Origin of the sequence: Neptuniibacter sp. 1_MG-2023, assembly GCF_030547185.1 — a bacterium.
GTDB lineage: Bacteria > Pseudomonadota > Gammaproteobacteria > Pseudomonadales > Balneatricaceae > Neptuniibacter.
This window is the reverse complement of record NZ_JAUOQR010000004.1, coordinates 15,278-42,043: the sequence shown is the minus strand read 5'-3', so window position 1 is coordinate 42,043 and position 26,766 is coordinate 15,278. Positions and strand designations below refer to the sequence as shown.

Annotated in this window: 22 protein-coding genes; 15 read left to right on the top strand and 7 right to left on the bottom strand. The window is 42.8% G+C overall.

The annotated features are described in order from the left end of the window. Positions 1 to 31 precede the first annotated feature (31 nt). Positions 32 to 802 (bottom strand): ParA family protein, encoded by a 771-nt coding sequence (locus tag Q4492_RS06360; RefSeq protein WP_303416595.1) that lies wholly within the window; start codon positions 800 to 802, stop codon positions 32 to 34. Between the two features lie 317 nt (positions 803 to 1,119). Between Q4492_RS06360 and aroQ the strand changes: the two genes are divergently transcribed. The 9 genes from aroQ to purD all read left to right on the top strand — a co-directional run bounded on the left by aroQ (position 1,120) and on the right by purD (position 9,869). Continuing rightward, positions 1,120 to 1,557, top strand: coding sequence for a type II 3-dehydroquinate dehydratase (gene aroQ / locus Q4492_RS06355; protein ID WP_303416419.1), 438 nt, complete (start codon positions 1,120 to 1,122; stop codon positions 1,555 to 1,557). A 38-nt stretch (positions 1,558 to 1,595) separates the two neighbouring features. Next, on the top strand, positions 1,596 to 2,045 hold the full coding sequence (accB, locus tag Q4492_RS06350; protein WP_303416418.1) for an acetyl-CoA carboxylase biotin carboxyl carrier protein: 450 nt from the start codon (positions 1,596 to 1,598) through the stop codon (positions 2,043 to 2,045). Positions 2,046 to 2,076: 31 nt separating this feature from the next. After that, a complete protein-coding gene (gene accC, locus Q4492_RS06345; RefSeq protein ID WP_303416417.1) occupies positions 2,077 to 3,417 on the top strand; it encodes an acetyl-CoA carboxylase biotin carboxylase subunit in 1,341 nt (446 codons plus the stop codon). Between the two features lie 130 nt (positions 3,418 to 3,547). Continuing rightward, a complete protein-coding gene (gene prmA / locus Q4492_RS06340; RefSeq protein WP_303416416.1) occupies positions 3,548 to 4,444 on the top strand; it encodes a 50S ribosomal protein L11 methyltransferase in 897 nt (298 codons plus the stop codon). Between the two features lie 12 nt (positions 4,445 to 4,456). After that, positions 4,457 to 5,395, top strand: coding sequence for a DUF3426 domain-containing protein (locus tag Q4492_RS06335; RefSeq protein ID WP_303416415.1), 939 nt, complete (start codon positions 4,457 to 4,459; stop codon positions 5,393 to 5,395). Positions 5,396 to 5,546: 151 nt separating this feature from the next. Continuing rightward, on the top strand, positions 5,547 to 6,533 hold the full coding sequence (gene dusB, locus Q4492_RS06330; protein WP_303416414.1) for a tRNA dihydrouridine synthase DusB: 987 nt from the start codon (positions 5,547 to 5,549) through the stop codon (positions 6,531 to 6,533). Between the two features lie 20 nt (positions 6,534 to 6,553). After that, complete coding sequence (gene fis, locus Q4492_RS06325) at positions 6,554 to 6,838, top strand: DNA-binding transcriptional regulator Fis (RefSeq protein WP_067862124.1); 285 nt, start codon at positions 6,554 to 6,556, stop codon at positions 6,836 to 6,838. 35 nt (positions 6,839 to 6,873) lie between these two features. Further along, on the top strand, positions 6,874 to 8,454 hold the full coding sequence (purH, locus tag Q4492_RS06320) for a bifunctional phosphoribosylaminoimidazolecarboxamide formyltransferase/IMP cyclohydrolase (protein ID WP_303416413.1): 1,581 nt from the start codon (positions 6,874 to 6,876) through the stop codon (positions 8,452 to 8,454). A gap of 128 nt (positions 8,455 to 8,582) precedes the next feature. Next, positions 8,583 to 9,869: a phosphoribosylamine--glycine ligase gene (gene purD / locus Q4492_RS06315; RefSeq protein WP_303416412.1), complete on the top strand. Its 1,287-nt coding sequence runs from the start codon at positions 8,583 to 8,585 to the stop codon at positions 9,867 to 9,869. A gap of 29 nt (positions 9,870 to 9,898) precedes the next feature. On the opposite strand, the gene Q4492_RS06310 is transcribed toward purD, so the two are convergent. Further along, entirely contained in the window at positions 9,899 to 11,080 is a 1,182-nt protein-coding gene (locus Q4492_RS06310; RefSeq protein ID WP_303416411.1) for a CHASE2 domain-containing protein, read from the bottom strand. Then, entirely contained in the window at positions 11,032 to 12,681 is a 1,650-nt protein-coding gene (locus Q4492_RS06305) for a FecR domain-containing protein (RefSeq protein WP_303416594.1), read from the bottom strand. Before Q4492_RS06305 ends, Q4492_RS06310 begins: the two co-directional genes overlap by 49 nt. Positions 12,682 to 12,928: 247 nt before the next feature. On the opposite strand from Q4492_RS06305, the gene Q4492_RS06300 reads away from it, so the two are divergent. Then, positions 12,929 to 14,449: a M48 family metallopeptidase gene (locus Q4492_RS06300; RefSeq protein ID WP_303416410.1), complete on the top strand. Its 1,521-nt coding sequence runs from the start codon at positions 12,929 to 12,931 to the stop codon at positions 14,447 to 14,449. 72 nt (positions 14,450 to 14,521) lie between these two features. On the opposite strand, the gene Q4492_RS06295 is transcribed toward Q4492_RS06300, so the two are convergent. Next, positions 14,522 to 15,934 (bottom strand): hypothetical protein, encoded by a 1,413-nt coding sequence (locus Q4492_RS06295; RefSeq protein WP_303416409.1) that lies wholly within the window; start codon positions 15,932 to 15,934, stop codon positions 14,522 to 14,524. A 31-nt stretch (positions 15,935 to 15,965) separates the two neighbouring features. Beyond that, on the bottom strand, positions 15,966 to 17,180 hold the full coding sequence (locus Q4492_RS06290; protein ID WP_303416408.1) for a murein L,D-transpeptidase family protein: 1,215 nt from the start codon (positions 17,178 to 17,180) through the stop codon (positions 15,966 to 15,968). Between the two features lie 336 nt (positions 17,181 to 17,516). Here Q4492_RS06290 and Q4492_RS06285 point away from each other — a divergent pair, with 336 nt between their 5' ends. Further along, the gene (locus Q4492_RS06285; RefSeq protein ID WP_067862141.1) at positions 17,517 to 17,888 is read left to right on the top strand and encodes a histidine triad nucleotide-binding protein; all 372 of its coding nucleotides are present in this window, start codon (positions 17,517 to 17,519) and stop codon (positions 17,886 to 17,888) included. Between the two features lie 110 nt (positions 17,889 to 17,998). Next, positions 17,999 to 19,903, top strand: coding sequence for an ATP-binding protein (locus Q4492_RS06280; protein ID WP_303416407.1), 1,905 nt, complete (start codon positions 17,999 to 18,001; stop codon positions 19,901 to 19,903). A gap of 88 nt (positions 19,904 to 19,991) precedes the next feature. On the opposite strand, the gene Q4492_RS06275 is transcribed toward Q4492_RS06280, so the two are convergent. Then, entirely contained in the window at positions 19,992 to 20,432 is a 441-nt protein-coding gene (locus Q4492_RS06275; RefSeq protein WP_303416406.1) for a PilZ domain-containing protein, read from the bottom strand. 104 nt (positions 20,433 to 20,536) lie between these two features. Next, a complete protein-coding gene (locus tag Q4492_RS06270; protein WP_368389433.1) occupies positions 20,537 to 21,571 on the bottom strand; it encodes a DUF2333 family protein in 1,035 nt (344 codons plus the stop codon). 759 nt (positions 21,572 to 22,330) lie between these two features. Here Q4492_RS06270 and Q4492_RS06265 point away from each other — a divergent pair. From Q4492_RS06265 to Q4492_RS06255, 3 genes are all read left to right on the top strand, one after another. Next, positions 22,331 to 23,266 carry a bifunctional enoyl-CoA hydratase/phosphate acetyltransferase gene (locus Q4492_RS06265; protein WP_303416405.1) on the top strand — a complete coding sequence of 312 codons (936 nt, stop codon included), beginning with the start codon at positions 22,331 to 22,333 and terminating at the stop codon, positions 23,264 to 23,266. A gap of 2 nt (positions 23,267 to 23,268) precedes the next feature. Then, positions 23,269 to 24,456 (top strand): acetate/propionate family kinase, encoded by a 1,188-nt coding sequence (locus Q4492_RS06260; protein ID WP_303416404.1) that lies wholly within the window; start codon positions 23,269 to 23,271, stop codon positions 24,454 to 24,456. Positions 24,457 to 24,735: 279 nt separating this feature from the next. Further along, on the top strand, positions 24,736 to 26,766 hold the full coding sequence (locus Q4492_RS06255) for a methyl-accepting chemotaxis protein (protein WP_303416403.1): 2,031 nt from the start codon (positions 24,736 to 24,738) through the stop codon (positions 26,764 to 26,766).

Genomic DNA, 26,766 nt, shown 5'->3' with positions numbered 1-26,766 from the left:
CACCCACCCTTAAAACTTGAGTGCAAATAAGCTAGTGAGAGAGTTCTTCGAATAATTCGATAAACTGTAGCGTCAATTTATGTTTTGGCGCCATATGAATAAGTGGACGCGTCTCATCATGGGATTCTTTCATTTTCACTGACGCTGAAATTTTTGCCTTAAGCACAGGTAGATCGTCATCTAACAACTCTTCAACAATGCGTTTAGGCAGACTAGCGCGAGGTTGATACTGATTCACCACAATACCCTCAACAACAAGCGCATCATTATGATCCTCTTTCGTTTCATGCACATTAGCTAACAAGCTATATAGCGCCTGTCGCGCAAACTCATCACAATCAAAAGGGATTAAACATCTTTCAGAAGCCACTAAAGCAGAAAGCGTATAAAAGTTAAACGCTGGCGGTGTATCTATATAAACAGCATCATAATGATCTGATAACTGCTCTAGGGCATCTTTTAATTTATAAATTTTATGCTTCGATTCTAATTTTGACTGCAAATCGCCTAAATCTGAGTTAGAGGGTATTACACTTAAGTTCTCATAGGGCGTAGCATGTACATAGTGCTCCGGCCCATTAGGTTTTATTTGAAAAGTCAGCGTTTGCTCAAAAAAATCTTTAATATCAGGCTTAACATCTTGATAGCCTTCACCTAAAAGATAGTGACTAGAGTTACATTGAGGATCAAGATCAATCACCAAAGTACGTTTACCACGAGCTGCACTAATTGCTGCTAAATTCACAGCAATGCTAGACTTACCCACTCCGCCTTTCTGATTGAAAACTACGCGCTTAATCATCGCCATTTTCTTTCTCCTTCAATCCCACACAAAAAACACTAGTACCGCATTGCAATATCTATAATTATGAAGCTAACGTCAACAATCTTGAGCGTAAAAGAATAAAACTATAGCCAAAAGGACTAATATTAAAAAAACCTAATACATATCCGCAACAAATATTCATTTCATGTTCAGTATTCGCTGTGAATGAGAGGACATTTTCGGTAAAAAAGCACTAAAACAGCAAAAACTTGCTAAGTTATAGACAAGAGAAAAAGACTACGGCAAACTATAGTAGTTGATTAAGTCGCTCTGCCAATTTTCAGGAATAGACCATGGCAAAAATCCTGTTACTAAATGGCCCAAATTTAAATTTATTGGGCATGCGTGAACCTGAGGTTTACGGTACAGACACATTGGACGATATTTGCCAAAAACTGATACTGCAAGCGCAAGATCAAGGCCATGAATTACTGCACTGCCAAAGCAACCGAGAATACGTTTTGCTTGAGCGAATACATCAAGCTCAGCAGGAAGAGGTTGCTTTTATTATTATCAATCCGGCCGCCTTTACACATACAAGCATTGCACTGCGTGACGCTTTACTGGGAGTTAATATCCCCTTTATTGAAGTACACCTATCAAATGTGCATACACGAGAAACATTTCGCCATCATTCCTATTTATCGGATGTTGCGCAAGGTGTTATTTGTGGCTTTGGCGCCCAAGGATACGAATTTGCTTTGCAGTCTGTCATAAAACAGATTGCTTAAAACTAATTATTGTTGCTTTTAGAGAGACTGAGATCAGAATGGACATTCGCAAAGTCAAAAAACTGATTGAGTTGTTGGAAGAATCCAACATCAACGAAATTGAAATCAAAGAAGGTGAAGAGTCCGTGCGCATTAGCCGCGGTGCCCCAGCCCCTGTAGCACCTTACCCTGCTGCACCTATGCCTGCCCCTGTAGCTGCGCCAGTACCAGCTGCTGCACCAGCCGAAGCGGTAAGCGATGCACCTGTAACTTCAGGTCATGTTGTCCAGTCTCCAATGGTTGGCACGTTCTACAGTGCTCCATCACCAAGTTCTCCTGCATTCATTGAAGTAGGAAAAACAGTGAAGGCCGGTGATGTTATCTGCATTGTAGAAGCAATGAAGATGATGAACCAAATAGAAGCAGACAAGAGTGGCGTTATTGAAGCTATCCTTGTTGAAGATGGTCAGCCGGTTGAATACGATCAACCTCTTGTAACTATCGTTTAAGCCAATAACGCATAAGCAAGGATCACTTTCGATGCTAGATAAAGTAGTCATAGCGAACCGAGGCGAAATTGCGCTTCGTATTCTGCGCGCTTGCAAAGAGTTGGATATCAAAACTGTTGCTATCCACTCCCAAGCAGACAAAGATCTCATGCACGTCCGCTTAGCTGATGAAGCTGTTTGTATAGGTCCTGCATCTTCAGCAAAAAGCTATTTAAATGTCCCCTCTATTATCGCTGCAGCTGAAGTAACTGATGCTGTTGGTATTCACCCGGGATATGGTTTTTTAGCGGAAAATGCTGATTTTGCTGAACAAGTAGAACGCTCAGGTTTTACATTTATCGGCCCAAAAGCGGAAACAATTCGCCTGATGGGAGATAAAGTTTCAGCTATCGAAGCAATGAAAGAAGCTGGCGTACCTACCGTACCAGGCTCCGACGGCGCATTAGATGATGATACAGAGCGCACCTATAAGATTGCCGAACGCATTGGTTACCCCGTTATCATCAAAGCTGCGGCTGGCGGTGGTGGACGAGGTATGCGCGTAGTGCATTCTGAAGCTTCACTTATAAACTCCATTCATGTGACTCAATCAGAAGCCGCAGCGGCATTTGGTGATGACACTGTTTATATGGAGAAATATCTTGAGAACCCTCGCCATGTCGAAGTCCAAGTTTTAGCTGACGGACAGGGCAATGCAGTACATCTTTATGATCGTGATTGCTCAATGCAACGTCGCCACCAAAAAGTGGTTGAAGAAGCTCCAGCACCACATCTAGATCCCGATGCTCGCGCCCAAGTACTACAAGCATGCGTAGATGCTTGTATCAAAATCAATTATCGCGGCGCAGGCACATTTGAGTTTTTATACGAAAATGGCGGATTCTACTTCATAGAAATGAACACCCGCGTGCAAGTTGAGCATCCTGTAACAGAGATGATCACTGGTGTAGATATTGTAAAAGAGCAGTTACGAATCGCTTCTGGATTACCTCTTTCTTTAAAACAGGAAGATATTAAAATTCAGGGCCACTCATTTGAGTGCCGTATCAATGCCGAAGATTCAAAAACCTTTCTTCCAAGCCCAGGTACAATCAAGCACTTCCATGCACCTGGTGGGAATGGTATTCGTGTAGATTCACATATTTATAATGGCTATACAGTACCTCCTCATTACGATTCACTTATCGCAAAACTTATCAGTTATGGCGAAGATCGTGAGACCGCATTAAAACGTATGGAAATTGCTTTAGATGAGATGGTTGTTGACGGCATTCGTAGCAACATCGCCCTTCAGCAAGAGATTGTAAAAGACTGCAGATTCCAAGAAGGTGGCGTGAATATTCACTACCTTGAGAAGAAGCTAGGCTTATAACCGCATAGTCAAACAAAAAACCCGCTATCTAGCGGGTTTTTTATTACTTACACACTACCTAGAACTATTCATCCGCGCCTTGATGACTGGTACTATTGGCCTGTCTAACTGTCCCATATGGAAGAATATAATGCCTTGGCTGCAAATAAAAATTAAAACTAATCCCGATAATTCTGAAGCTTACGAAGATCTACTATTAAGCGCCGGATGCGCAGCAGTGACCTTTGAGGATAGTGAAGATCAGCCAATCTTTGAGCCAGACTTAGGAACAACCCCCCTATGGAGTAATACAACCATTACAGGGCTCTTTGCAGCAGAACATGATCTAAAAGCCACCCTTAGATTTTTAACTCAAGGCCATGAACAGCTTTTCCCCCACATGCCAGCACCAAGCATAAATGCAGAAATTCTTGAAGATAAAGACTGGGAACGGGAGTGGATGGAAAACTACCATCCAATGAAATTCGGTAATCGCCTCTGGGTTTGTCCTAGCTGGAAAGAAACACCGGAACCTGATGCTGTTAATCTAATGCTAGATCCCGGCTTAGCCTTCGGTACAGGCACACACCCCACCACAGCACTTTGTTTAGAATGGCTAGATTCACAAATGCTTACGGACCAATATATTATTGATTACGGTTGCGGCTCAGGCATTTTAGGTATTGCCGGATTATTATTAGGTGCAAGCAAAGCGATTGGCGTAGATATTGATCCTCAAGCTCTACAAGCCACTAAAGACAACCTACTTCGCAATAATTTAGCAGATGACATACTGCACGTTTTCCTACCAGAGAATGCACCTCAAGAAACCGCCGACACGTTAATTGCCAATATTTTAGCAGGACCTTTAGTTCAACTAGCCCCCACCCTAGCCAACTTAGTAAAACCTAAAGGCAAACTCTGTTTGTCTGGTTTGTTGAGTGCACAGGAAACAGAAATAAGAACAGCCTACTCCGAATGGTTTGATCTTGATCCTATCGCTGAGAAAGACGGCTGGATAAGAGTCACAGGCACTAGAAAAGGTTAACATCAGTTCATCATGCTTAGCGATAGTATCATCACTACATGTCCTAACTGTAAAGCGCAGTTTCGTGTCACTAAAGGACAACTAAAAATTGCCCATGAGCAGGTTAGATGCGGAAACTGCCTACACGTGTTTTCCGCGACTGAGCATAAAGAACAGAGCTTCCGTATCGATGACAAAAACAAGTCCAGTGAGATACAGCATAGCCTAACGACACCAACCCAAAGCGCTGCCGAAAACAAAGATATTACAAAAATCAAAAAAATAACGGCCCCACAAAAACCCTCAACTTCAGTCTCCTTATCCAGCGAAAAAGACCTAGAACCTCTAGCACAAACGAAACAAGCTTCCCCTACCTCCCCGCTAAGAACATTGGAGATAAAAACCGCGGCTGAGCCCACAGCTCCCATTCCAACCTTAACGATTGAACGGGAAGCCCTTGTACTTTCATCCGTTTCAGCAAAAAAAAGAAAGACGAAAAACACTTTCTGGCTTTTAACCTTAATCGCTGCAATCACTGGCATAGCTATACAATACTTCTGGTTCAATCGTGCTGAGCTGTATTGGCATAAACCTTACCAGCCTTTTTATGAGACGTTATGCCAACATTTAGACTGCAATATCCCACAACGATTTGAGCTTGATAAAATTCAAAATCAAAAACTCATCATCCAGCCTCACAAAGAACTAGAAGGCGCGATCAGCATCAACTTATTATTACTGAATAGCGCTTCATTTGAGCAGCCTTATCCAGCTATTGCGTTAACATTCTCTGATTTAAAAGGGAAAACTATTGCTCAAAGAGTATTCCAGCCTAAGGAGTATCTCAATTTCAGCAACAATATAGCCCCCCTTCTACCGGTTAACCGACCCGCTCAGATATCATTAGAATTAATGTCACCTAGTTTACGTGCAATCAATTACAAGGCCGAGCTACTAGCGCCTGAGCAATAAAAAATCAAGCTCAAATTGTACAAAAAATCATCAAAAAATCCTTGGAGACTCTGCTCCTTAGGAGTATGATTATCCGCCTCCCAAATACCTCTTTTAACCGTATCATTCGTGATACGACAGGTGTTTTTTTAACTATTTTTTAAGGCACAGCATGTTTCATATTGGCCCATACACCATTGACAGCCAAGTAATTTTGGCACCAATGGCAGGCGTTACTGACCGGCCCTTCCGCCAGTTATGTAAACGCATGGGTGCAGGCTTAGTTGTGTCAGAAATGGTTACATCAGACACTCGGTTATGGAAGTCACGTAAATCAGCTTATCGCTTAAATCACACCGGTGAAGTAGAGCCTCGCTCTATTCAAATTGCCGGTGGAGATCCTGACATGATGGCTGATGCAGCGATCATGAACGTACAACGAGGCGCTCAAATTATTGATATCAATATGGGCTGCCCTGCGAAAAAAGTCTGTAACAAGGCTGCAGGGTCAGCGCTATTGAAAGATGAGCAACTTGTTAGCGATATCCTCAACGCAGTTACCTCTGCCGTTGACATACCTGTAACTCTCAAAATACGTACCGGTTGGGATACAGAAAACAAAAATGCCCTAACCATTGCACGTATTGCTGAAGAAGCAGGTATCCAAGCGCTCGCTGTACATGGCCGTACTCGTAGTTGCGGATATAGAGGTGAAGCAGAATACGACACCATTGCCAGTATTAATGAAGCAGTTTCAATACCTGTCTTTGCTAACGGTGATATCACCTCACCTGAGAAAGCATTGAAAGTACTTCAGCATACTGGCTGCTCCGCAGTAATGATTGGCAGGGCAGCTCAAGGTAAGCCTTGGTTGTTCAGAGAGATTGATCATTATTTAAGAACAGGTACAATTCTGCCCCCTCCTAAGCTAGAGGAGATAAGGGACATTTTGTTAGGACACCTGCAAGAGTTGCATGATTTCTACGGTGAATACTTAGGTGTACGCATTGCGCGCAAACACGTAGGTTGGTACCTGCAGGACAACGCTAACGGAAGCAGTTTTCGCAAACAATTTAATATCATTGAAACAGCAGCAGATCAGGCCGCCTCTATTGAAGATTATTTCGATAGCGCTTTAAACAATGGCGTAGCCGCCTAATAGATTGGATAATAAGTACTGTGGAATATAAAGAAATTAAGCAACCAACATTCGCGCCAAACTCAACAGAAGCTGCAAATCACACGTTACGCGATAACGTAGAGCAGTCATTAAACAGCTATTTCCGTCAACTTGATGGACAGCCTGTCACCGATGTTTATCAGATGGTACTTTCTGAAATTGAAGCACCTCTTTTTGAAACGGTAATGACATACACTAAAGATAATCAGACTAAAGCATCCCAATTATTGGGACTAAATCGCGGTACGCTTCGTAAAAAACTGAAGCAGTACGGCTTGCTTTAATTCTCCTTTTTTTGACTATTCGGAATCCAGACACAATGGCAGAGAACATCACTTCCGTTCGCCGTGCTTTGATCAGCGTATCTGATAAATCAGGTATTGTTGAATTCGCACAAGCCCTAAGCACTCGCGGCGTTGAGATCCTTTCTACAGGCGGTACCTACAAACTGCTTAAAGAGAATAATATTCCCGCAGTGGAAGTATCCGATTACACCGGCTTCCCCGAGATGATGGATGGCCGTGTAAAAACTCTGCATCCTAAAGTGCATGGCGGCATTCTAGGTCGTCGCGGACAGGATGATGGCATCATGTCCGAACACGGCATCAATCCTATCGACATGGTTGTAGTTAACCTATATCCATTTGCAGCCACCATTGCACGCCCTGATTGCGATCTTCCAATGGCGATTGAAAACATCGACATTGGTGGGCCAACAATGGTTCGCTCCGCTGCGAAAAACCATAAAGATGTTGCCATTGTTGTAAATGCGTCTGACTACGACAACATCGTATCTGAATTAGATAAGCAAAAAGGCCTATCCCACGCAACACGCTTTGATCTTGCAGTAAAAGCTTTCGAGCATACCGCAGGATATGACGGCATGATTGCAAACTACTTAGGTGCAATTGTTGAAAGCGAAGAAGATAAAGCAGCAACCTTCCCTCGCACATTCAATACTCAGTTTATCAAAGCACAGGATATGCGCTATGGAGAAAATCCACACCAGCGCGCGGCTTTTTATGTAGAAGCTGATCCATCAGAAGCCTCCGTTGCTACAGCTCGTCAGCTGCAAGGCAAAGAGCTTTCTTTCAATAACGTTGCAGATACGGACGCAGCACTCGAATGCGTAAAACCGTTTAACGAACCTGCCTGCGTTATTGTTAAACATGCTAACCCATGTGGCGTAGCCGTTGGCAAAGATCTTCTTGATGCATACAACCGTGCCTTCCAAACAGATCCAACCTCTGCCTTTGGCGGCATCATTGCATTTAACCGTGAGCTTGACGCTGCAACAGCCCAAGCCATTGTCGATCGCCAATTTGTAGAAGTAATTATCGCGCCTACAGTAACTCAAGAAGCATCCGATATTGTTGCTACTAAGCCTAATGTCCGTTTACTACAATGTGGCGAGTGGGCAGCAGATCGCGCACATAGCTTCGACTACAAACGCGTTAATGGTGGCTTACTGGTTCAAGACCGTGATTTAGGTCGAGTAGATGCATCTGAACTGAAGGTTGTTACTCAAGTTCAACCTACAGAGCAGGAGATCAGAGATCTACTTTTCTGTTGGGAAGTTGCCAAAGCTGTTAAATCTAATGCGATTGTTTATGCAAAAGATGGACAAACTATTGGCATTGGTGCTGGGCAAATGAGCCGCGTTTACAGTGCTAAAATTGCTGGTATTAAAGCCGCTGATGAAGGTTTAGAAGTAAAAGGTTCCGTTATGGCATCTGACGCTTTCTTCCCATTCCGCGATGGCATTGATTCAGCCGCAGCTGCTGGTATAAAAGCCGTTATCCAGCCGGGTGGCTCTATGCGCGACCAGGAAGTGATTGATGCAGCGAACGAACATGGTATGGCAATGGTCTTCACCGGCATGCGCCACTTCCGCCATTAAGTACATTTAGCAATAGGTCTACTTTGCGGGTTGAATCCTAGTCAATTTAAACCTTAAGTAAGCTTATTGCCAAAAACCCCGGTCTGCATAATTCAGACGCGGGGTTTACTGTTTAGGAATTAATGAAAATGAACATACTCATTATTGGCTCTGGTGGCCGCGAACACGCTTTAGCATGGTCTGTGTCACAGGATGCTAATGTAGATAATGTCTTTGTCGCACCCGGCAATGCAGCAACAGCGCAAGAAGCTAAGATGCAAAACGTAGCGCTCGATGTAATGGACCTTGATGGCTTATCTACTTTTGCTAAAGAGAACAATATCGACCTTACTATTGTTGGCCCTGAAGCCCCTCTAGTAGCGGGTATTGTTGATCACTTCCAGAAAGATGGCCTGCGTATATTTGGCCCCACTCAAGGCGCTGCTCAACTGGAAGGTTCTAAAGCGTTCACTAAAGACTTCCTTGCACGCCAAAAGATTCCTACTGCTGAATATGAGAACTTTACAGAGATAGAGCCAGCCCTAGCCTATGTGCGTGAAAAAGGCGCTCCTATCGTTGTAAAAGCAGATGGCTTAGCTGCAGGCAAAGGCGTAATCGTAGCCATGACTCTGCAAGAAGCGGAAGACGCGATCAAAGATATGCTTGCAGGCAATGCCTTTGGCGAAGCAGGTAGCCGAGTTGTTATTGAAGAGTTCCTAGAAGGTGAAGAAGCCTCTTATATCGTTATTGTTGATGGCGACAATGTACTTCCTATGGCAACCAGCCAAGACCACAAACGCGTAGGTAATGGCGACACAGGGCCAAACACAGGTGGTATGGGTGCATACTCCCCCGCCCCCGTTGTAACCCCTGAGATCGATCAGCGCATTATGGATGAAGTGATCATGCCGACTGTAAACGGCATGAAAGCTGAAGGTAATGAGTACACTGGGTTTTTATATGCAGGCCTTATGATTCAAGCAGACGGCACACCAAAAGTTATTGAATATAACTGTCGTTTTGGTGATCCTGAAACGCAACCGATTATGCTACGTTTGAAATCTAGTCTCGTTGATATGTGCAATGCAGCGCTCGACAAAAAGCTAGATCAGACCACAGCAGTGTGGGATGAACGCAAGTCTGTTGGTGTTGTGATGGCTGCCGGCGGATACCCTGGAGACTATGGCAAAGGTGATGTCATCACCTTCCCTGCTAGCTGCCCAGAAGGGACCAAAGTATTCCATGCAGGTACAAAGTTAGTCGACGGCAAGGTTGTTACAGCCGGTGGACGTGTACTTTGTGTTACCGCGCTAGGCGATACAGTAACTGAAGCTCAGCAACGTGCATATGATCTACTTAAAGAGGTCAATTGGGAAGGCGCTTATTTCCGCACCGATATTGCTTACCGTGCGATTGCTCGCGAGACGAATAGCTAAACTGCCTGTCTAATTAATTAAAGCCCCAGTTAATCTGGGGCTTTTTTATTTATTAGTAATAAACCGCTTAAACGCCCGACAGCAAAGATACAGCTAATCGATATAACCCCAGCTAGCATAGGCATCATACTCAACCAGTAACCTAACGACAGCAACCACACCGGCACCCCAGCTAGTAGGAGCGCCATACAAAACCCAACCAATCGCCAACCTACTGGCAGCTTCGCCAAAAAAAGTCCCCAACACAATGTTGCTAATATACCCAGGGTAACTGCCCACACAGATAAGGAGGGCGACAACGTATATCCACGATTTAATGTACTAAAAAGAAAGGCGTGAATTTCTGTGGAAAAAAATGATTTTTGCGGTAAAACCTTTAACTTATTCTCAATGGCTGGAGCACTAATCCCCACAAAAACAGCCTTATTACGCAGCTTATCTTTGGGAACTGAGCCATCAAGTAAAGCCCACAATGGGTAACGTAGTACATGTTGATCAAACGAGACTAAGCCAAACGGCAACAAAAGCTCATAATCACGGCTCCACAACTTGGAGAAGCCCACATGCAGATAAGGTGTTCTTAAACCAGAAAAGTCATCTGCTTTCACAGGTGCATAGACATGAAGAGAAGCCAGCGCCAAACTAGGCCACCGAGGAAAGCCCATGCCGGCATAAAGATAGCTACGCCGAAGATATTCATCCTCGTCTAAAGAGAGATCGGCATGACCCATCACTGCTTTTGGTAGTTCAGCAGCATTTAAAGGTTTTAATTCTCGGCCATTCTCTGCGATCAAAGGCAATATCACTCGACCGCTCTGTTTGATTGCATCAACCAAACGTTTATCACCTAACTTGTTATCAACATCTTCACCGATAAACGCAACATTATAAGTGATAGATGAGGCTTCAGCTGAAGATAGCCCCTCTATCACCTCCGCATGGATGCCACGATTTAGCGGCCACCCCGAAAAGCGGTCGATACTTTCTTGGTCGATATCAATTAACACAACATCTTTAGGCCTATAGTCCACAGATGCGTAGTACTGATTCAACAAGTCATAGGCGAATCGATCAAACCAAACAGTCAAAGCTGAAGAGCTTACCAAAACAACAATCGTTAATGGCAGCGTCAGAAAGACTAAAAACCTAACCCCTTGGAGCATTACAAAATCAACAGTAACGTTGCCGCACCAGAAAAGATAAGTGGCCACCAATTCTCTATTGGCTGCTCAACCTGCTGTGGAGCCGTCCATTCACCTGCATAATCATCAGCATCGAATGCCCTAACTCTTATGTAATATGTACCAGGCTGTGGCTTATCTATAGCTAATTCAGCTTTATCAGTGTTTTTATCAACCAGAATATTGTTAAACTCTTGGTCACTTGCAAATTGCAGTTGGTAATATTTAATATCTGGTTCAGTATTCCAACTAAAAAACATCTCATTTTCACTACTTACCGGCGCCTGAAGTTCTGGTTTCGCAGGAACAGGCTTGACGGTAAATTCACCAGCAAAACCGAGTGGGCCCACTTTTCCTTGCGAGGTTACACTCGTTACACGCCAATAATAATCGCCAGGCTCCATAATATTTGCTGTAAAACGAGTATCTGAGATATCACTTTCCTGTAAAGCTAAGGTTTCAAAATGCTCATCCTTAGCTATATCAAGTTGAAAACGATCTGCTAGCTCTGGACGAGACCAAACAAATTCCACTTCACCAGAATAGATAGAATCAGAGGAGCGTGGTGCTTGCCGAACGGGTGGAAATGGTCGTGCATCAATAGTAATTTCCTTCACTGAGGAAAAACCTTGCAGGCCCTCTTCACTAATCGCACGAACCCTAAGCCAATAGCTCTTATCTTGCAGCGATGAAGGTAATCCCATTTTCGGCTGATCCGAAACAGAATCATAAACAATGGCGGTAAACAGCTTATCAGGTGAGATCTGTCCACGATATTTAGCCGCACCTTTCAATTCACTCCACACCAACTTACCCGGAAGGTAATGAATCGGCGCACTTAAATCAGGCAATTCAGGTGCAGGAAGAAGCTTTGTGGGCTTAGCTGGCGGCATATCCGCTTTTGCTAATGTCCCATAACCTTGATTTACAGTAGTACCACCTAAATTATTTTCAACACCGATTTTACCCTCGACAACTTCAGCCGCTGTACTTGAGCCTTGAGCACGCACTCGATATGTAGTGCCTTTGGTCGTTGCAAAGGCAACAGGGGTATCGATTAAGAACTGGGAACCCGGTACTTTTGCAGGGTTCGCTCTAATTTCTGCCTCACCCTCTTCAAGAAACACTTTAATATCTACAACTTTACGTTTACTGCCGACAACAGTCGCTTGCCTAATCTTTAGTAAGCTGTTTTCAAGAATCAATACCTGTGTGCTGTCATCAAACTCCAACAACACTGACGATTGAGGAGAGGTCTTTATCTGATCGCCCTGCCCTAAGCTTTGGCCTCGAACTAATGGCAAATGAGCTTTAACTGTACCGTCATTCATAACCACTTGTGCTGTGACTGTACCGCTAACATCCAGAATTGTAATATCCGACTGACGTTCTTTAATTAATGAACGCGGTATTTTAAGCACAGTACCCGGTAGCATCTGCCTATCGTTACTAATATTATTCAGACGCTCTATAGTTTTCCATTCTCGCCAATCCGTCAAAAGCTCATGAGCAATACTCCACACAGACTCCCCAGGCTGCATAGGATAATTCCATTCACTCTCTGTTTCTGCCAACACTGTCTGAGAAAACATTAATATGCAGAGCAATGCTAAACTTTGTTTTAATTTCATCACTGAATAACGTCCTGTTTCGCGTATTAAAAGAGATGGAGAATCGAGTTTTAATTAAGCTTCTATTAAGCCTAGTACAAACAACCGCATTAACATTAAAACTCTTTCATAGGCCCTATATATAACTTATCATTTTCCCACTAATTCAACTATCTAGCCAGCATGGAAAAAGCCGTTTTATAATATGACATACCCAATTATATGAGTATAATCATCCCTTAAATCATTACGTGATACGCTTTAATCCATGCAGACATTCGAAATAGATTCTAAAAGAAAACGACTCCGCACAGCGATTAGCGCTATTATTTCCACAGCTATTTTAACGGGCTGTGGTGCTCTTACCCAAAAAGCACCTCAAGAGTCGAACAACGAACAAGCAGATTCTGGCTTTTGCTACAACGGTGGACGCACAAACGAATATAGCTGCGACCCTGAAAAAGCAACCGCACAAGCAGACATGCGGACAGCAGATATCGATGAAGAATGGATGAGCGCAAAGCTATCAGAAGTTCGCTCTTGGCTAGCCGAAGAGAAACAAGCCATTCTTAATGGTGAAGCATCTCCAACGGATAAAAAAAGCACCACGCCTCAAGAATACATTACAACAGTCAGCATAAGCACACCTACACCTCAGCAAACCTCTCCTGAGATAGCAAAAATTTTACGTCTCAGCCAACAAGGCCAACATAAAGCGGCACTTACAGCGATTGATAAACTCATTGCTGAAAACCCCAATATGGCTGCAGCAAAGTTGACTAAAGGGATTGTTACCAACCAGATGGGCGACAAAACATCCGCTAAATCCATTTTTACACAGCTGATGGCAGCCTACCCTAATAGACCCGAAGCGTTTAACAATCTCGCGGTGATTTATGCTGAAGAGGGTAACTTTGCCCAAGCAATAGAAACCTTACAACAAGCCTTTCAGACCCACCCAAGCTATGCCCAAGTACATAGCAATCTAAAAGAGCTCTATGCGACATTGGCATCTCAGGCTTACAACAAAGCGCTTGACCTTGGAAGTATCGCCGCTAGCCCTGAACTCACAATGATCGATCGAGTGCCTAGCGATATCTCAGGTAATAGTTCTGATCAGTTACTGCTGGTTAGCAACGCCGCGACCTTAAGTGCACCACTACAACAGCAGGAAGCAAATCCAGCTGAAGTCATACCTACACTGTCGAAAGCTGATGTAACTAAGCAATCTCCTAATGTCGTACAAACCGAAAAAACAACTACTGAAATTGCGGCATTCAGTAACAAAAATCAGACTCCTGCAAATGAACCAATCATTCACGAGGCAGAACCTGAACCAACAGACCATATAGTAGAAGCACTAGATACAAAACTTGAAAACCAACAAGTTGCTGACCAAGCAGTACCTTCCAAAGCCGTTTCTGCTCCCCTTGCTTCAACAGAGCAAGAGATCACTCAAAGCCTACAGAACTGGGCTCAAGTATGGAGCAATAAAGATTATCAAGGCTACATAAACGCTTATACTCCTATGTACCGTCCAAACGTGAAGCTAAGCCACCAGCAGTGGGTTACTCAGCGCCAACAACGTATAACTAAACCTAAATTCATTCGTATAGATGTCAGTAATATTCAGGTTAAGATTCTTGGACAGGACTTGGCCGAAGTGTACTTTGAGCAACGCTATGAATCCGACACTTATAAAGATGCGGTCAAAAAGCGGGTAATGATGGTTAATTCCAACGGACAGTGGAAGATCAGCCTCGAAAGAAGCCTAGGTTTAATCCAGTAAAACTTATTAATGAGTATGAATAAAAAAACGTCCTTTACTGGACGTTTTTTATTGGTCACAAGCTCACAAATATTACAACTCAGATCCCGGTCGCTTTAATACGACGGTACCATCCGTTGCTTCTGACGCAATTCTCCAGCCCTCTGTCGTTAACTCCAACTCTAAACGCTTTGTAGTCTCATCAGCATAGCCCGGCTTTTCAAAACGCTGATAGAATTCAATACGATACCAATGGGTATTTAAACGTGTAAAGGTTGGTGTTCCTAGTTCAAGCTTTATCCATTCTGGCGACAATAATCGTTCTTTCCTAAACCGCCTCCACTCCTCTACTGGCATATCTACGCCATACAGAGAAGCATCTTGAATATAACTCCCTATATACGCATCCCAGTTTTGAGATTGCCAAGCTTGATGCCAAATCTCGAACACTTTCCTTACTTCATCTTCATTATTAAGCGCAGCAACTGAGGTCACTTGCTGTTTGGATGTAGCACCCTCTAACAAAGAATGATTCAACACCTTTCCTGGAGTGGCAGAGATGACCTTCAGAACATCTCGACCATCAGGGCCCCCTCTATGGTTTGGGGGCAAGTCGGCATTATTAGCAACCATATATCTCTGAGTTAGCTCACTCTTGTCGCGCTGCAAACTACTTTTTGCCTCTTCTACGACTACGCTCAAATCGGCAACAAGAGCCGGATTTAACATCATTGGGCTCTGAGCGGCTGGGCCAGCATGATCAATATTTTGAGTAGCTCGTGTCGACTCTGAAATAACAGCCTCATTATTTAACTCAATCGGCGGTGTTATCGGCTCTGGAACTTGCTCTACTACCTCACTCTTAGCCACTTCTGCATCATCCAGAAGTTCGACCGTTAAAGGCACCATTGAATCTTTAACAACCTCATCAATAGTCGCTGAAACTTTATCCTCTGGAGCCAGGTCAATAAAACCACTATACCAACGCCAAAGACCCAGCCCGATTACAGCAATAAACCCAACCCAGAGCATATTCTTAGCAAAAAAGGCGGAAGACCTGTTGGCATTAAAACCATCTTGATAGAAGCCATCCAGCTTAGCCGCTAGGGAGGGATTAACCTTCAAAGCCAATACAAGCGCGGGCGTGCTCACTAACAAAACAACAACAGCAGTGCCCTGCTCATCACATATCGAAGGCAAACTCAAAAGATAAGTTAATGCCTGCACATCAACACTTTCGCAATTAATTGTGATTAACAGCTTACGACCCACGGACAGGCGTTTTTTTAAGGCTTGAAGAATTAAGGAAGCACTTTGTTCAACGGAAAGGTAGCTGGCCAACGCCGCCTGTAAACTAAGGAGTTCTAGCTTACCTTCACATTGGAAGTGATCTGGATAATGTTGCTGAGTTTGTGCTAAAAGCTTATTTATCCAAATCTCAGAGCCCTCAATACGAACAACCTGATGCTGATCTATATTTTGAAGTAATAGCTCAGAAGCGTTCATATATTATAGCGCCCAACTCACTTAGCATGGATTAAGGCTTACCTACAGAAGGTAAACCTTCATAAGCAATTCGCCAGCGATCGTTCTCAAACGTCCAATATTGACGTTTAATAGACTTCCCTTGAAGGTTGCTACTTTTATAATCTTGGCGGAAAGTAGCCACAACGAGATCTGGATTGTCGGGATAACGGTAGAGACTTAAGTTATCAACATTAACATCTATGAATTCTTTACTGCTATTTACGCGCTTTTTATAACTAGAAAACTGTTTCAGATCTCTTTTCCCGTCATGATAGTTTGTCGCATAATTCTGAATATAGCGCGAATGATCAAGGCTTTCCCAATCAGCAGCCCAACGTTCAATTAAACTATTAAAACGTTCACTTTGCGCTAACCAGTCCTGCTTTTTAATCCAACGAATGTTATGCCCCACCAAGACAGGGGTATCTTTAAAATCTATCTTTTGGTCAAGTTCGATGAAATCTGGATTCGTAAGGGAGATACAACCTTCACTGGCTTTAGGTGGGCGGCTGTATGTTTCAACCGGAGATCCATGTAACCATATACCATTACCTGTTCTCCCTAAGCGCTCATCCCACACATTAGGGTAATTGAGTGGCAATGCGCCAGATCCATAACGTGAGGGTAAATTCTTATCCTCTAAACGCCCTGTAATAAAATAAACGCCTAGCGGTGTTTTTAAATCCCCTCTTTTCTCTTTGCCAACCCCACCTCGTCCGTAGGAAGCATAGAAATCTTTAACTAAAACAGGAATACCATCATGATTTTCAAACAGAAATAACCGTGAGAGTCGCGTATCTACAACGACTGCATATTTCTGATTTTCTGACATTTTCAACATATCAGCCGGTAGCATATCAATGGATGGCTTTTCCATCTCCATCAATAAGCGCACTTTAGCTTCAGAAATTAATCCATCAATTTTCTGTTTATCACTATGGCTGCCAGAACTACTTAAAGGCGCTCCTTGTGCTTGAGCAGATAAAATATCTGCATAGACAAGCTGAGCAAGGCGAAAGTCCGGGCGGCGTTCAGTCAACTGTTTCAGGTCAGTTAATGCCGAATCTAACTCATGACTACTCAGGTTCTTTAAACCACTTAATAAAAGCTCTTCATTACCATCAGATAAACCATAAGGACCTTGAGATAACTCATCCGCTGCGGCATTCCCAAATGAAGAAAGTATTCCCCAAGCAATTACAGAACCGATCAAACCTTTTGTCATTTACCCAAACAACCCCAACGTAATTTAAGCTCTGATTATAACGATATTCAGTGTTAATGGGACTTAATTTATCTAGATAAACGGCTAAATTCGAAGAAAACTCTGCCATAACGTCATTTTATCGTACCTAAATCAACACTTTCTAACCCCCCCCGCCCCATTAAGCTTGTAATCGCTTATTTAAAACAAAGCTTTCACCCAATCAAAGCATACTTTTAGTGGCCACTAACTAAAACAGGTCAACCTCCCTTAAATTCAACCAACAACGATCAACCCTGTTGTTTAAACTCAATTAATCTCGCTATACTGCTAAAAAAGCTTTATTGAGAGAGAATTATGGACTGCCTTTTTTGTAAAATTATCAATAAAGAGATACCTGCACAGATCGTTTATGAAGATGAGCATGTAATTGCTTTTAATGATATTAATCCCCAAGCGCCAACCCATTTACTGATTATTCCTCGCATACATATATCAACACTCAATGATATTAGCGAAGAACAAACACCTCTCATCGGTCACATGATAAAAAGTGCGGCTACTATTGCTAAACAGATGGGTTTTGAGGAAGACGGCTACCGCACGGTTTTTAATTGCAATGAAGATGGTGGACAAACGGTTTACCACATCCACCTACATCTGCTCGGTGGTAAAGCTATGGGTTGGCCCCCTTATCAAGATAAATTGAAAACAGCGATAGAACAGTAAACAGCCGACTGAATAACCTTGAGGCACTCTGTAATTGGAAGTCGTATCCAAAAGGAATATAATTGCAGCTAACTTATACATATAGAATGTAATCGAGATTAGCCTTAATCATGCTACAGGAAAATCAGCTTCACGCTGAGAGTAACCACGGATCAGAGAATAGTGAACAACCTTTAATAACCCCTTATCGACATAGGGGTTATAAAAAGGCACTTTATGCTTTGCGTGATGCTCTCGATAATCACAGCGCAGTCATCCTCAAAGGGGTGGAAGGCACAGGTAAAACCACACTTGTATCTGAGCTGATTAGTGATTATCAACACAAAGGGGTTCCTGTCGTACGGTTCGATACGGCACTGACTAAACCTTCACAGTTTTATTCGAAACTAGCCGAATGTCTCAAGGTACCCAAACAAAAAAAAGATCTGATTCAAGCACTGCGTGATACTAAAGATGCGGGTCAATATTGCTTAGTCGTTATTGATCAAGAAGCTATAGATTCATCGGCAACTGTCGCTGACGCGCTTAAACAGCTTTGCTTAACATCAGAAACAACGGCTGGTGCAATTAAACTCATCGTTGTTCGCAAAGACTATTTAGTTATCCACACAGGTAAAACACCTGAGGCTGATTTTCATAATTGGATTAAAACTGAAGTCACTCTTAATCCTCTACAAATAGACGATATCGAAGGCTATATATATTACCTGTGCGCTATAAAAGGCCTACCCCCTACACCTTATGAAATAGGCACAGATTTCTCAATGATAGAACAAACAGAGGGGCGGATCAGCCGTCTAAAAGCCCTTTTGTTGCCTTTGATTCACAAAGATGTGATTACCCGTAAAGACTTTGCAAACAATGAACATAACAGCAAGCCTTTGCATACCAATCATTCAGGTATTTTTGCCTTAGCTTTTGTCGCCATACTGGCCTTAGGCGTCGGCATAAATCACTTTTTATTTACAGATGAACCTCAGCCATCTTCAGAACCCCCAGCAGTGGCGGTCTTTGCTGAATCAGAACCCACAGCTTCAGGAACCCAGCAGGCAGCGAATTTCAGTGTAACGCCGCCAAGTGTTGCCAAAGATAAATCGCAAAGCACGGTTAAGACTACGGATCTTAAAACCACTGATTTAACAAACCAAGACACCAGCCTATCGACGGCTAGCGCTAATGATAATGCAGCTAACAAATCTGAGAACCCTCTAGCTACCAACGCTTCACCCGACCTATTTCAAACTGAAGTAAAAATGAAACTACTACAGTTAGAGACTGAATTAACCGAGGCTAAGATAGAAAACAATCGCCTACAACTAGCATTGATTGAGGCGCAAAAAGAGCAAGGCGCTAAAATAAAACACGCGCTAGATACGAAAAAGAAAGAGGGTCTTAACTCCGCTGTAGAAACAAAACCGGCATTCAGTAACTCAGACAGCTCCTCAAAAGAAAGCCTTGCAGCGAATCAGGCTGAAGCGCTACCAGCGATTGCTGAAACCTCAGCACAACTAACTTCAGAACCTCTGAGCGTAGATCAAGCCAGCGTTACTACAGCGTCACAAGGTGATACAACTCAGGAAGTCTCTGCTACAGACAAGGTTGTAAGCACAGATAACAACACAACCCTTACTGTTGCAACCTCGCAGAAAGAAAAACAGCCATTAGATCAAGCGACAGCGCTTATTAATCGTTGGCAGAATGCTTGGCAAACTCAAAACCATGAAGATTATATTTTCACTTACACATCCGTCTTTAATGGCCCATACAAAACCCATCAACGCTGGTTACAGAAAAGACACACCGCTTTAACAACACCGGAATGGATTAAGTTAGAACGAACTGAGTTCTCAAATATCCAGCTGTCTGATTCGATGGTAACGGTTGATTTTTGGATCAACTATGAAGCAGCCAACGGCTATAAAGATAAAACCCTTAAACGCCTCACCATAGAGAATATCGAGGGTGAGTGGCTTATTAGCAAGGAACAAAATTTAGAAGTGCAACCACTGCTTTAACAGTACTTGTCTTGCAGATACTTTGAATTTAAAGGATGTACAACTATTACTTAGGTAATGGTTGTACTCTGTTTTTTTTACTGATTATCTAACAAGGGTATAAAGGAAACTCTGCAGCATACTTATCTATCCACTCCTCTGCGGCCCCCTCTGAACTCAGCTGACGTCCCTCTTCATCAAGCACCTTCTGGCGATACTCCTCTATATGACAAACTTGCTCAACCATCCTTACCGAATAAGCCGTAGCAAAATCAGAAAAACCTATACCTACTAGGTACCCAGCACCATCTCCTTTACACCAAAGAACATGACCAATCGTTTTAAATGAGGGATCATTTAACCAAATTTCAACCTCAACAGCTTGCCCTGCACTCATTGCTTCAGATGATTCACATGAAAGCCCACCCACACTAATATCGTTCGTTTGAACACAGCGCGGAGCGTAACCCGATAAGCGTTCTGAGTTATAGTTAGGTATGGAAAGTTGAATCGGTATTCCCGTAGGATGTCTTATAAAACGGCGAGGCATAACTCTCCTCCTTTGCCTTTAATACATCTCAGTGTAGACCTAATATAAAAAAAGAGAGCATAAATGCTCTCTTTTTAGTTTCAAAACACGCTGACCAATGAGTATTAGCCTTTGCTCAATAGATCTCGCAAGTCAATAATTGACGCATTCGCTCGAGAAATATAATTAGCCATTACCAATGAGTGATTTGCAAAAAGACCAAATCCCCCACCATTTAAGATCATTGGGCTCCATACGGTATCTTGAGTAGCCTCAAGCTCTCGTATAATTTGACGTAGACTTACCCGGGCATTTTTCTTTGCCAGCACCGGCCCAAAATCATGCTCGATCGCTTTCATAATATGCAATAAAGCCCATGCAGATCCCCGTGCTTCAAAGAAGACATCATCAATCTCTAGCCATGCGGTTTTTATTTCGGTCTCGCTCGCGACTACCGTGGACTGTTCAGCCTCAGCATCCCCCGCTAAATCCGTATTCAAACGCTTCTGACCTACACTGGCACTCAAGCGTTGAGACAAACTTCCCAAACGCGTTTGTACATCACCCAGCCAGTTATTAAGATTATCTGCTCGGGCAAAAAACTGAGCTTCAGTTTCCTCTGTACTTGCCAAAGCAAGTTGATAACTTAACAAGGCGTCTAAACCCTCTTTATATTGCGATTCAGACGAAGGGATCAGCCAGCTATTAGCATCAAAGTTGAGTTGCGGCTCAGCTACTGTCAGTGCTAAATACTCTACAGATTGAGATTGAGAACGACTAAAATCTTTCCGCATCGCTCTAGCTAAGTCACGGGATTGTACTAATACGCCGTACTCCCAGTTACTAATATTATCTAACCACACACCTGGAGGCGCTATATCATTACTAATATATCCACCCGGCTTATGTAGCAATGTATCAACCAAACGCTGTAGGGTAAAAACCGTAGTGTACCCAGTGGTAATCTCTAGACCTCGCTCATCAGCATCAATCTCCGCTTCAGATATAGGATCAAACGCACTTGGGGTAATACTCCAATAAACGCCTAAAGGTATAGAAACAACAATCGTCAACAAAATCGCTGCAAAGAATGCGCGACTTATTTTACCGCCCGGCATGTTATCCCAAAAATCCAAAAACCAATCAATCAATAATCCCATGAAAGTTCCTCAACCCATAAAGCGGCTATTACAATCTGACAACCTGATCAAACTCGCTATAACGCACATATTTTGCGTTTTAACGTACAAGAAAGCTCTATTCTAACAGCCCATAACTTTAGATGCGCACATTAAGTTCTTGCCTTAACAAAGATATATCAACATAACCTAATAAAAAATCTTTCCACACTAAATATTACCTATTCTTTATCACTACTACCTATAAAACTAAACAAAACAGGCCCTACAAAACACAGATCAAGTACCATAAATCATAAGAGGAGCCATAAATACGTCGCAATGTAACCCTAGCTATAGAGATTTAGCATCTGCGATTATTGCCACCCTAAGCACTCCACAGATAAACCTTCTAAATCGTTTAATAAAAAGTCTTAAGGGTGGAACTAACAGCCACGGAAAACCCTTTGCAGCATGCCTAATTATCCGTAAAAAAGGAGGCAAAAATAGCGTTAAATTGGATACAATCTTGCAGAACCGACCTGTACAAAACAAGTACATATTATTTTAAATTCACCCCAAAATTAAGTCTTAAGCAAGATATCAAGTAATAATAAAACCTCCTTCTAAGTTTTAAATATTAATATTTTCAAACTCTTAACTAAAAATGACATACATCATTAGAAAAAATGTTGCAGTGCGTCATAATTAAGCAATAGACTAAAGATATTCTTTTGTTAATACGTCGCTTTAGAATAAGTATTGGCATGTTACTTTTTGATAAAAAATCCCGAGGTCTCAATGGTTATTCAAGAAAAACCGCCACTGCATGATCAGTTAGAGTTTTTTATAAAACAAGCTGAAAAAGCACGCCCAATTCGCACGGTTGTTGCTCATCCTGTTGACAGTAACAGCCTTATCGGTGCTGTTGAGGCCGCGGAACATAATTTAATTATCCCGACATTAGTTGGCCCAGAAGATAAAATTAGGGCTGTTGCGGAAGAGCAGAATCTAAACATAAACGATTTTGAGCTGATTAACACAGAACATAGCCATGCCTCCGCTGAGATCGCTTGCGAGCTAGTAAAGCGTGGTGAATCTGAAGCCTTAATGAAAGGCCACTTAGGTACATCAGAGCTATTACGTGCCGTAGTACATAAGATTAAAGGGATTCGCACTGAACGACGTTTAAGCCATGTCTTTGTCTTTGATATTCCCAACTACCACAAGCCACTCATTATTACTGATGCTGCCATCAATATAGTTCCAGACCTCTATTGCAAAGCAGACATCACTCAAAACGCTATCGATTTCTGCCATGCTTTAGGTGTTGATATACCTAAAGTAGCCATTTTGTCAGCGGTAGAAAAAGTTAAACCTAATATTCAAAGCACGATTGATGCTGCAGCACTTTGTAAAATGTCTGATCGTGGACAGATTACAGGTGGCTTACTCGATGGTCCTCTTGCCTTTGACAATGCAATTTCACGGCAAGCCGCCATTGATAAACATATAGTATCGGAAGTTTCTGGCGATGCAGATATTCTTCTAGCTCCCGACTTAGAAGCGGCCAACATGATAGCTAAACAATTGATTTATCTAGCCAATGCAAAATCAGCTGGTATAGCTTTAGGGGCAAAAGTACCGATCATTCTGACTAGCAGAGCAGATAAAACATTGGCACGTTTAGCTTCTTGTGCCCTTGCGTCCCATATGGTTCACCACAAGAATTCATAATTATGCAGACTATTTTGACCGTTAATGGCGGCTCCTCAAGCCTGAAATGCGCCCTATTTGAATTAAGAAACGGTGCACTTACATTATTGTATGGCTTTAAGTTAGGGAATATTTTAAATACCCCACGATTTAAAGTTAAAGATGCCAGCGGCGCGACACTTGAGCAAAGCACGCCTGATTACCAATCAGTACCTAAGGAAGAGCGCCACCAGGCGTGTTTACAAACTATTTTAAACTGGCTAAGCCAGCATCTACCTGAGAGTAGCCTAGTTGCCATAGGTCATCGGGTTGTACATGGTGGAGAGATATTTAGTGAACCTTGCATAGTGACCAGCGAAGTTAAGGCTCAGTTAGAGAAATTTATCCCTCTAGCCCCTTTGCATCAGCCCTACAATCTTCGTTTAATCGAAGCCTGTCAGGCACTCGAGCCCACACTACCTCAAATTGCCTGCTTCGATACAATGTTTCACAGCAAGCAAAGCAACTTAGAAAAAAACTACGCCCTGCCTCGACAATACACAGACGAAGGCGTTCGGCGTTATGGCTTTCATGGTTTATCTTACGAATTTATTCAGCGCCAACTCACTCAACTACAAAGTCCATCACTGAATACAGTTGTCTGTCATTTAGGTGCAGGGGCCAGTATGTGCGCTATTAAAAATGGCGTATCAATCGCCTCATCTATGGGCTTTACCGCTGTTGATGGCTTACCTATGGGTAGTCGTTGCGGTAATATAGATCCCGGCGTTCTACTTTACCTCCAACGCCAACATCAGATGGATGCCGACCAATTAGAAACACTGATCTACAAGCAAAGTGGCTGGTTGGGTGTGTCAGGAATCAGCTCAGATATGCTCGAACTTCATCGTGCAGAGCAACCTGAAGCCGAAGAAGCTATCGAGATGTTTTGCTATCGCGCAGCCTTAGAAATTGGACGATTGTCTGCTGCATTAGAAGGGTTAGGGCAAATTGTATTCACCGGCGGTGTTGGTGAAAACGATGCTGATGTGCGCCAAAGAATATTAAATCGCTGTCGCTGGTTGGGCATAACTTACTCCGAAGATGCCAACCAAAATAATGAAAATATCATTAGCTTAAATGATTCAGCTGTAACTGTACGCGTTATAGCCACGAATGAAGAAACTATGATTGCGACCCATGTTTTAGAAATCACAAAAGCCCATAGCTAACGAAGAATAATACCTAACACAGTAAAACGATAAGGCGGCACTGTTTAATTTTCAGCAATGTCGCCTCCTCTCTTTCCGCTCATAGAATAATACTTTTGGCTAATAACCACCCATAAAAACAGAAACTTTGGGTCAAAATCCATCCATTTATCACGCCCTCTATCGTGCATAACCTCCTGAAAACTCCGCTTTACCAACATCCGGTCGTAATAGACCTCATGGCATCCATATTGCTTTTGAGAAATGAAAAATATAAAAAATATTACCAGAGAGCTTATTATGAAAATGACTATTGGACTCAAGATAGGTGGATGCTTTTTGCTCACCCTCGTGGTTCTAATCATCAGTAACCTTTACGCTTTAAACGGTGTTAGCAGTATTCGCAATGCACTCGAACAGATTTCAGGTGAAGCGTGGCAAAGTGCTGATAGTTCCTCTTCTCTTAGACTTCATATTAACCAAAGTAGCCAACAGCTTATTAATGCACTTGTCTATCAAGAACCGCTAAGCGAAACGACTCAAAACACCATTGAAAAACATCTTAGCGCAACTGAAACCGCCCTTTCACAGCTAAATAAAAGTAAATACCAAGCAGAGAGCCAAGCACTTAATGCATTGGTTGAGCAATTAAAGTCGATAAAACAAAAGGTTCTTGAGCAACACTCCGCTTATGTTGCGGCGATAGAACACAGTAATAGCGAAACACAAAACTTCAATAAATTCATGCAACGACTAGGTTTCTATGGCAACTATCAAATCTCCTCATTAGAAGATGCTTTTCAACGTAACCAAGTAACGTCATGGAGTGGCGATATCGAAGAAAAGTGGGAGTTTGTTATTGCAACCTATCGCGCACGTATTGCCTTAGGCGAATCAGTAGTGGCCCTGCAAAAACAACTACAATCATCTACCCCCTCAAAAGAAAAAGAATCTGTAATCGACGCATTAAACAACCTAAGCGATTCACTTTCTGAAATAAGCCATTCTCCCTTAGCCACCAGCACTATTAATAGCGGTAACTGGAAAGGAACCTCCTATTCAGAAGCCATAGAAAAAACACTTCAATTACACAAAACCGCAACAATCCAAGTTCAAACCAGCCAAGAACAATTTCTTAACACACGCGATCAACTTTTGCAGATCACCCTCGCACTTAGCGCCCATACTGCAAGTTTGAATAACAAAATTTCAACAGAGGTTTCACAACAAACGCTAACAACTGTTGACGATGCAAATAGCTTAAACGCATCGATGATTGCGAGCCTCCCAATAGGCATAATACTGACACTCATCGCCATCTGGTTAAGTTATAGAATGGTCATCAAGCCGGTAATAGAAGCCAGTACACAGATGGCAGAGATCGCTTGTGGAGAAGCCGACTTAAGCGTCCGCTTACCCGAAAAAGGAAATGATGAGATCTCCGATTTAGCTGCTAACTTTAACCGTTTTGTTACCCGGATAGCCGAAACGATTCAAAGCGTATCAAAAAGTGCAGCCGATCTCGCCCAAACCTCAGAGACACTTAAATCAAATTCCACACTGACATTAAAAGCCGTTGAAACACAAAATATCGAATGTGATCACGCAGTCACCGCAATGGAAGAGATCAACAGTACAGTTAACGACATCGCAAACAATGCTAGTGAAGCCGCCGAATGTAGTGAGGACGCTAAACAAAGCGCCAATCAAAGCTGTAATATTGTTGAAGAAAATCGACAAGCGACAGAGAACCTTTCTCGGGAAATTCTCGCCGCAACCCAAGTGATCTCAAACCTTGCAGAAGAAAGTAATAAAGTTAGTAGCATTATCAGTGTTATTGAAGGGATTGCCGAACAAACAAACCTCCTCGCGCTGAATGCTGCGATAGAAGCTGCACGCGCTGGCGATCATGGGCGTGGTTTTTCAGTGGTTGCCGATGAAGTACGTGCACTATCACACAGTACACAGCAAGCGACGGAAGAAATCAGATCGCTCCTCGATACTTTACAACTTAAAGCTGAGAAAGCAGTGTCCGTGATGGAGTCAGGTCAGACGCTCGCCCTTAACAATGTTGATCTGTCCACCAATGTACAAACTCTTATTAAAACGGTTTCAGCAGAGATCGATAGAATCAATCAACTCAACTTGCTTATCGCTACAGCAACCGAAGAGCAAGCTCAGGTCACATCTCTAACAAAAGATAGTTTAGAGCGGATTAATAAGGCTAGCGGAGAAACCGCTAACAACGCTCGGAGCAATAGCCATGCAAGCAGCCATTTAGAGGGTCAAGCAGAGAAGCTTGGTGAGATTCTCTCTCAATTTAAGTTTTAA

What these genes read in the sequence shown, in the direction of transcription:
- Q4492_RS06360 (WP_303416595.1), bottom strand. Translation starts at nt 802, where the DNA reads ATGATTAAGCGCGTAGTTTTCAATCAGAAAGGCGGAGTGGGTAAGTCT.
- aroQ (WP_303416419.1), top strand. Translation starts at nt 1,120, where the DNA reads ATGGCAAAAATCCTGTTACTAAATGGCCCAAATTTAAATTTATTGGGC.
- accB (WP_303416418.1), top strand. Translation starts at nt 1,596, where the DNA reads ATGGACATTCGCAAAGTCAAAAAACTGATTGAGTTGTTGGAAGAATCC.
- accC (WP_303416417.1), top strand. Translation starts at nt 2,077, where the DNA reads ATGCTAGATAAAGTAGTCATAGCGAACCGAGGCGAAATTGCGCTTCGT.
- prmA (WP_303416416.1), top strand. Translation starts at nt 3,548, where the DNA reads ATGCCTTGGCTGCAAATAAAAATTAAAACTAATCCCGATAATTCTGAA.
- Q4492_RS06335 (WP_303416415.1), top strand. Translation starts at nt 4,457, where the DNA reads ATGCTTAGCGATAGTATCATCACTACATGTCCTAACTGTAAAGCGCAG.
- dusB (WP_303416414.1), top strand. Translation starts at nt 5,547, where the DNA reads ATGTTTCATATTGGCCCATACACCATTGACAGCCAAGTAATTTTGGCA.
- purH (WP_303416413.1), top strand. Translation starts at nt 6,874, where the DNA reads ATGGCAGAGAACATCACTTCCGTTCGCCGTGCTTTGATCAGCGTATCT.
- purD (WP_303416412.1), top strand. Translation starts at nt 8,583, where the DNA reads ATGAACATACTCATTATTGGCTCTGGTGGCCGCGAACACGCTTTAGCA.
- Q4492_RS06305 (WP_303416594.1), bottom strand. Translation starts at nt 12,681, where the DNA reads ATGAAATTAAAACAAAGTTTAGCATTGCTCTGCATATTAATGTTTTCT.
- Q4492_RS06300 (WP_303416410.1), top strand. Translation starts at nt 12,929, where the DNA reads ATGCAGACATTCGAAATAGATTCTAAAAGAAAACGACTCCGCACAGCG.
- Q4492_RS06295 (WP_303416409.1), bottom strand. Translation starts at nt 15,934, where the DNA reads ATGAACGCTTCTGAGCTATTACTTCAAAATATAGATCAGCATCAGGTT.
- Q4492_RS06290 (WP_303416408.1), bottom strand. Translation starts at nt 17,180, where the DNA reads ATGACAAAAGGTTTGATCGGTTCTGTAATTGCTTGGGGAATACTTTCT.
- Q4492_RS06285 (WP_067862141.1), top strand. Translation starts at nt 17,517, where the DNA reads ATGGACTGCCTTTTTTGTAAAATTATCAATAAAGAGATACCTGCACAG.
- Q4492_RS06280 (WP_303416407.1), top strand. Translation starts at nt 17,999, where the DNA reads ATGCTACAGGAAAATCAGCTTCACGCTGAGAGTAACCACGGATCAGAG.
- Q4492_RS06275 (WP_303416406.1), bottom strand. Translation starts at nt 20,432, where the DNA reads ATGCCTCGCCGTTTTATAAGACATCCTACGGGAATACCGATTCAACTT.
- Q4492_RS06270 (WP_368389433.1), bottom strand. Translation starts at nt 21,571, where the DNA reads ATGGGATTATTGATTGATTGGTTTTTGGATTTTTGGGATAACATGCCG.
- Q4492_RS06265 (WP_303416405.1), top strand. Translation starts at nt 22,331, where the DNA reads ATGGTTATTCAAGAAAAACCGCCACTGCATGATCAGTTAGAGTTTTTT.
- Q4492_RS06260 (WP_303416404.1), top strand. Translation starts at nt 23,269, where the DNA reads ATGCAGACTATTTTGACCGTTAATGGCGGCTCCTCAAGCCTGAAATGC.
- Q4492_RS06255 (WP_303416403.1), top strand. Translation starts at nt 24,736, where the DNA reads ATGAAAATGACTATTGGACTCAAGATAGGTGGATGCTTTTTGCTCACC.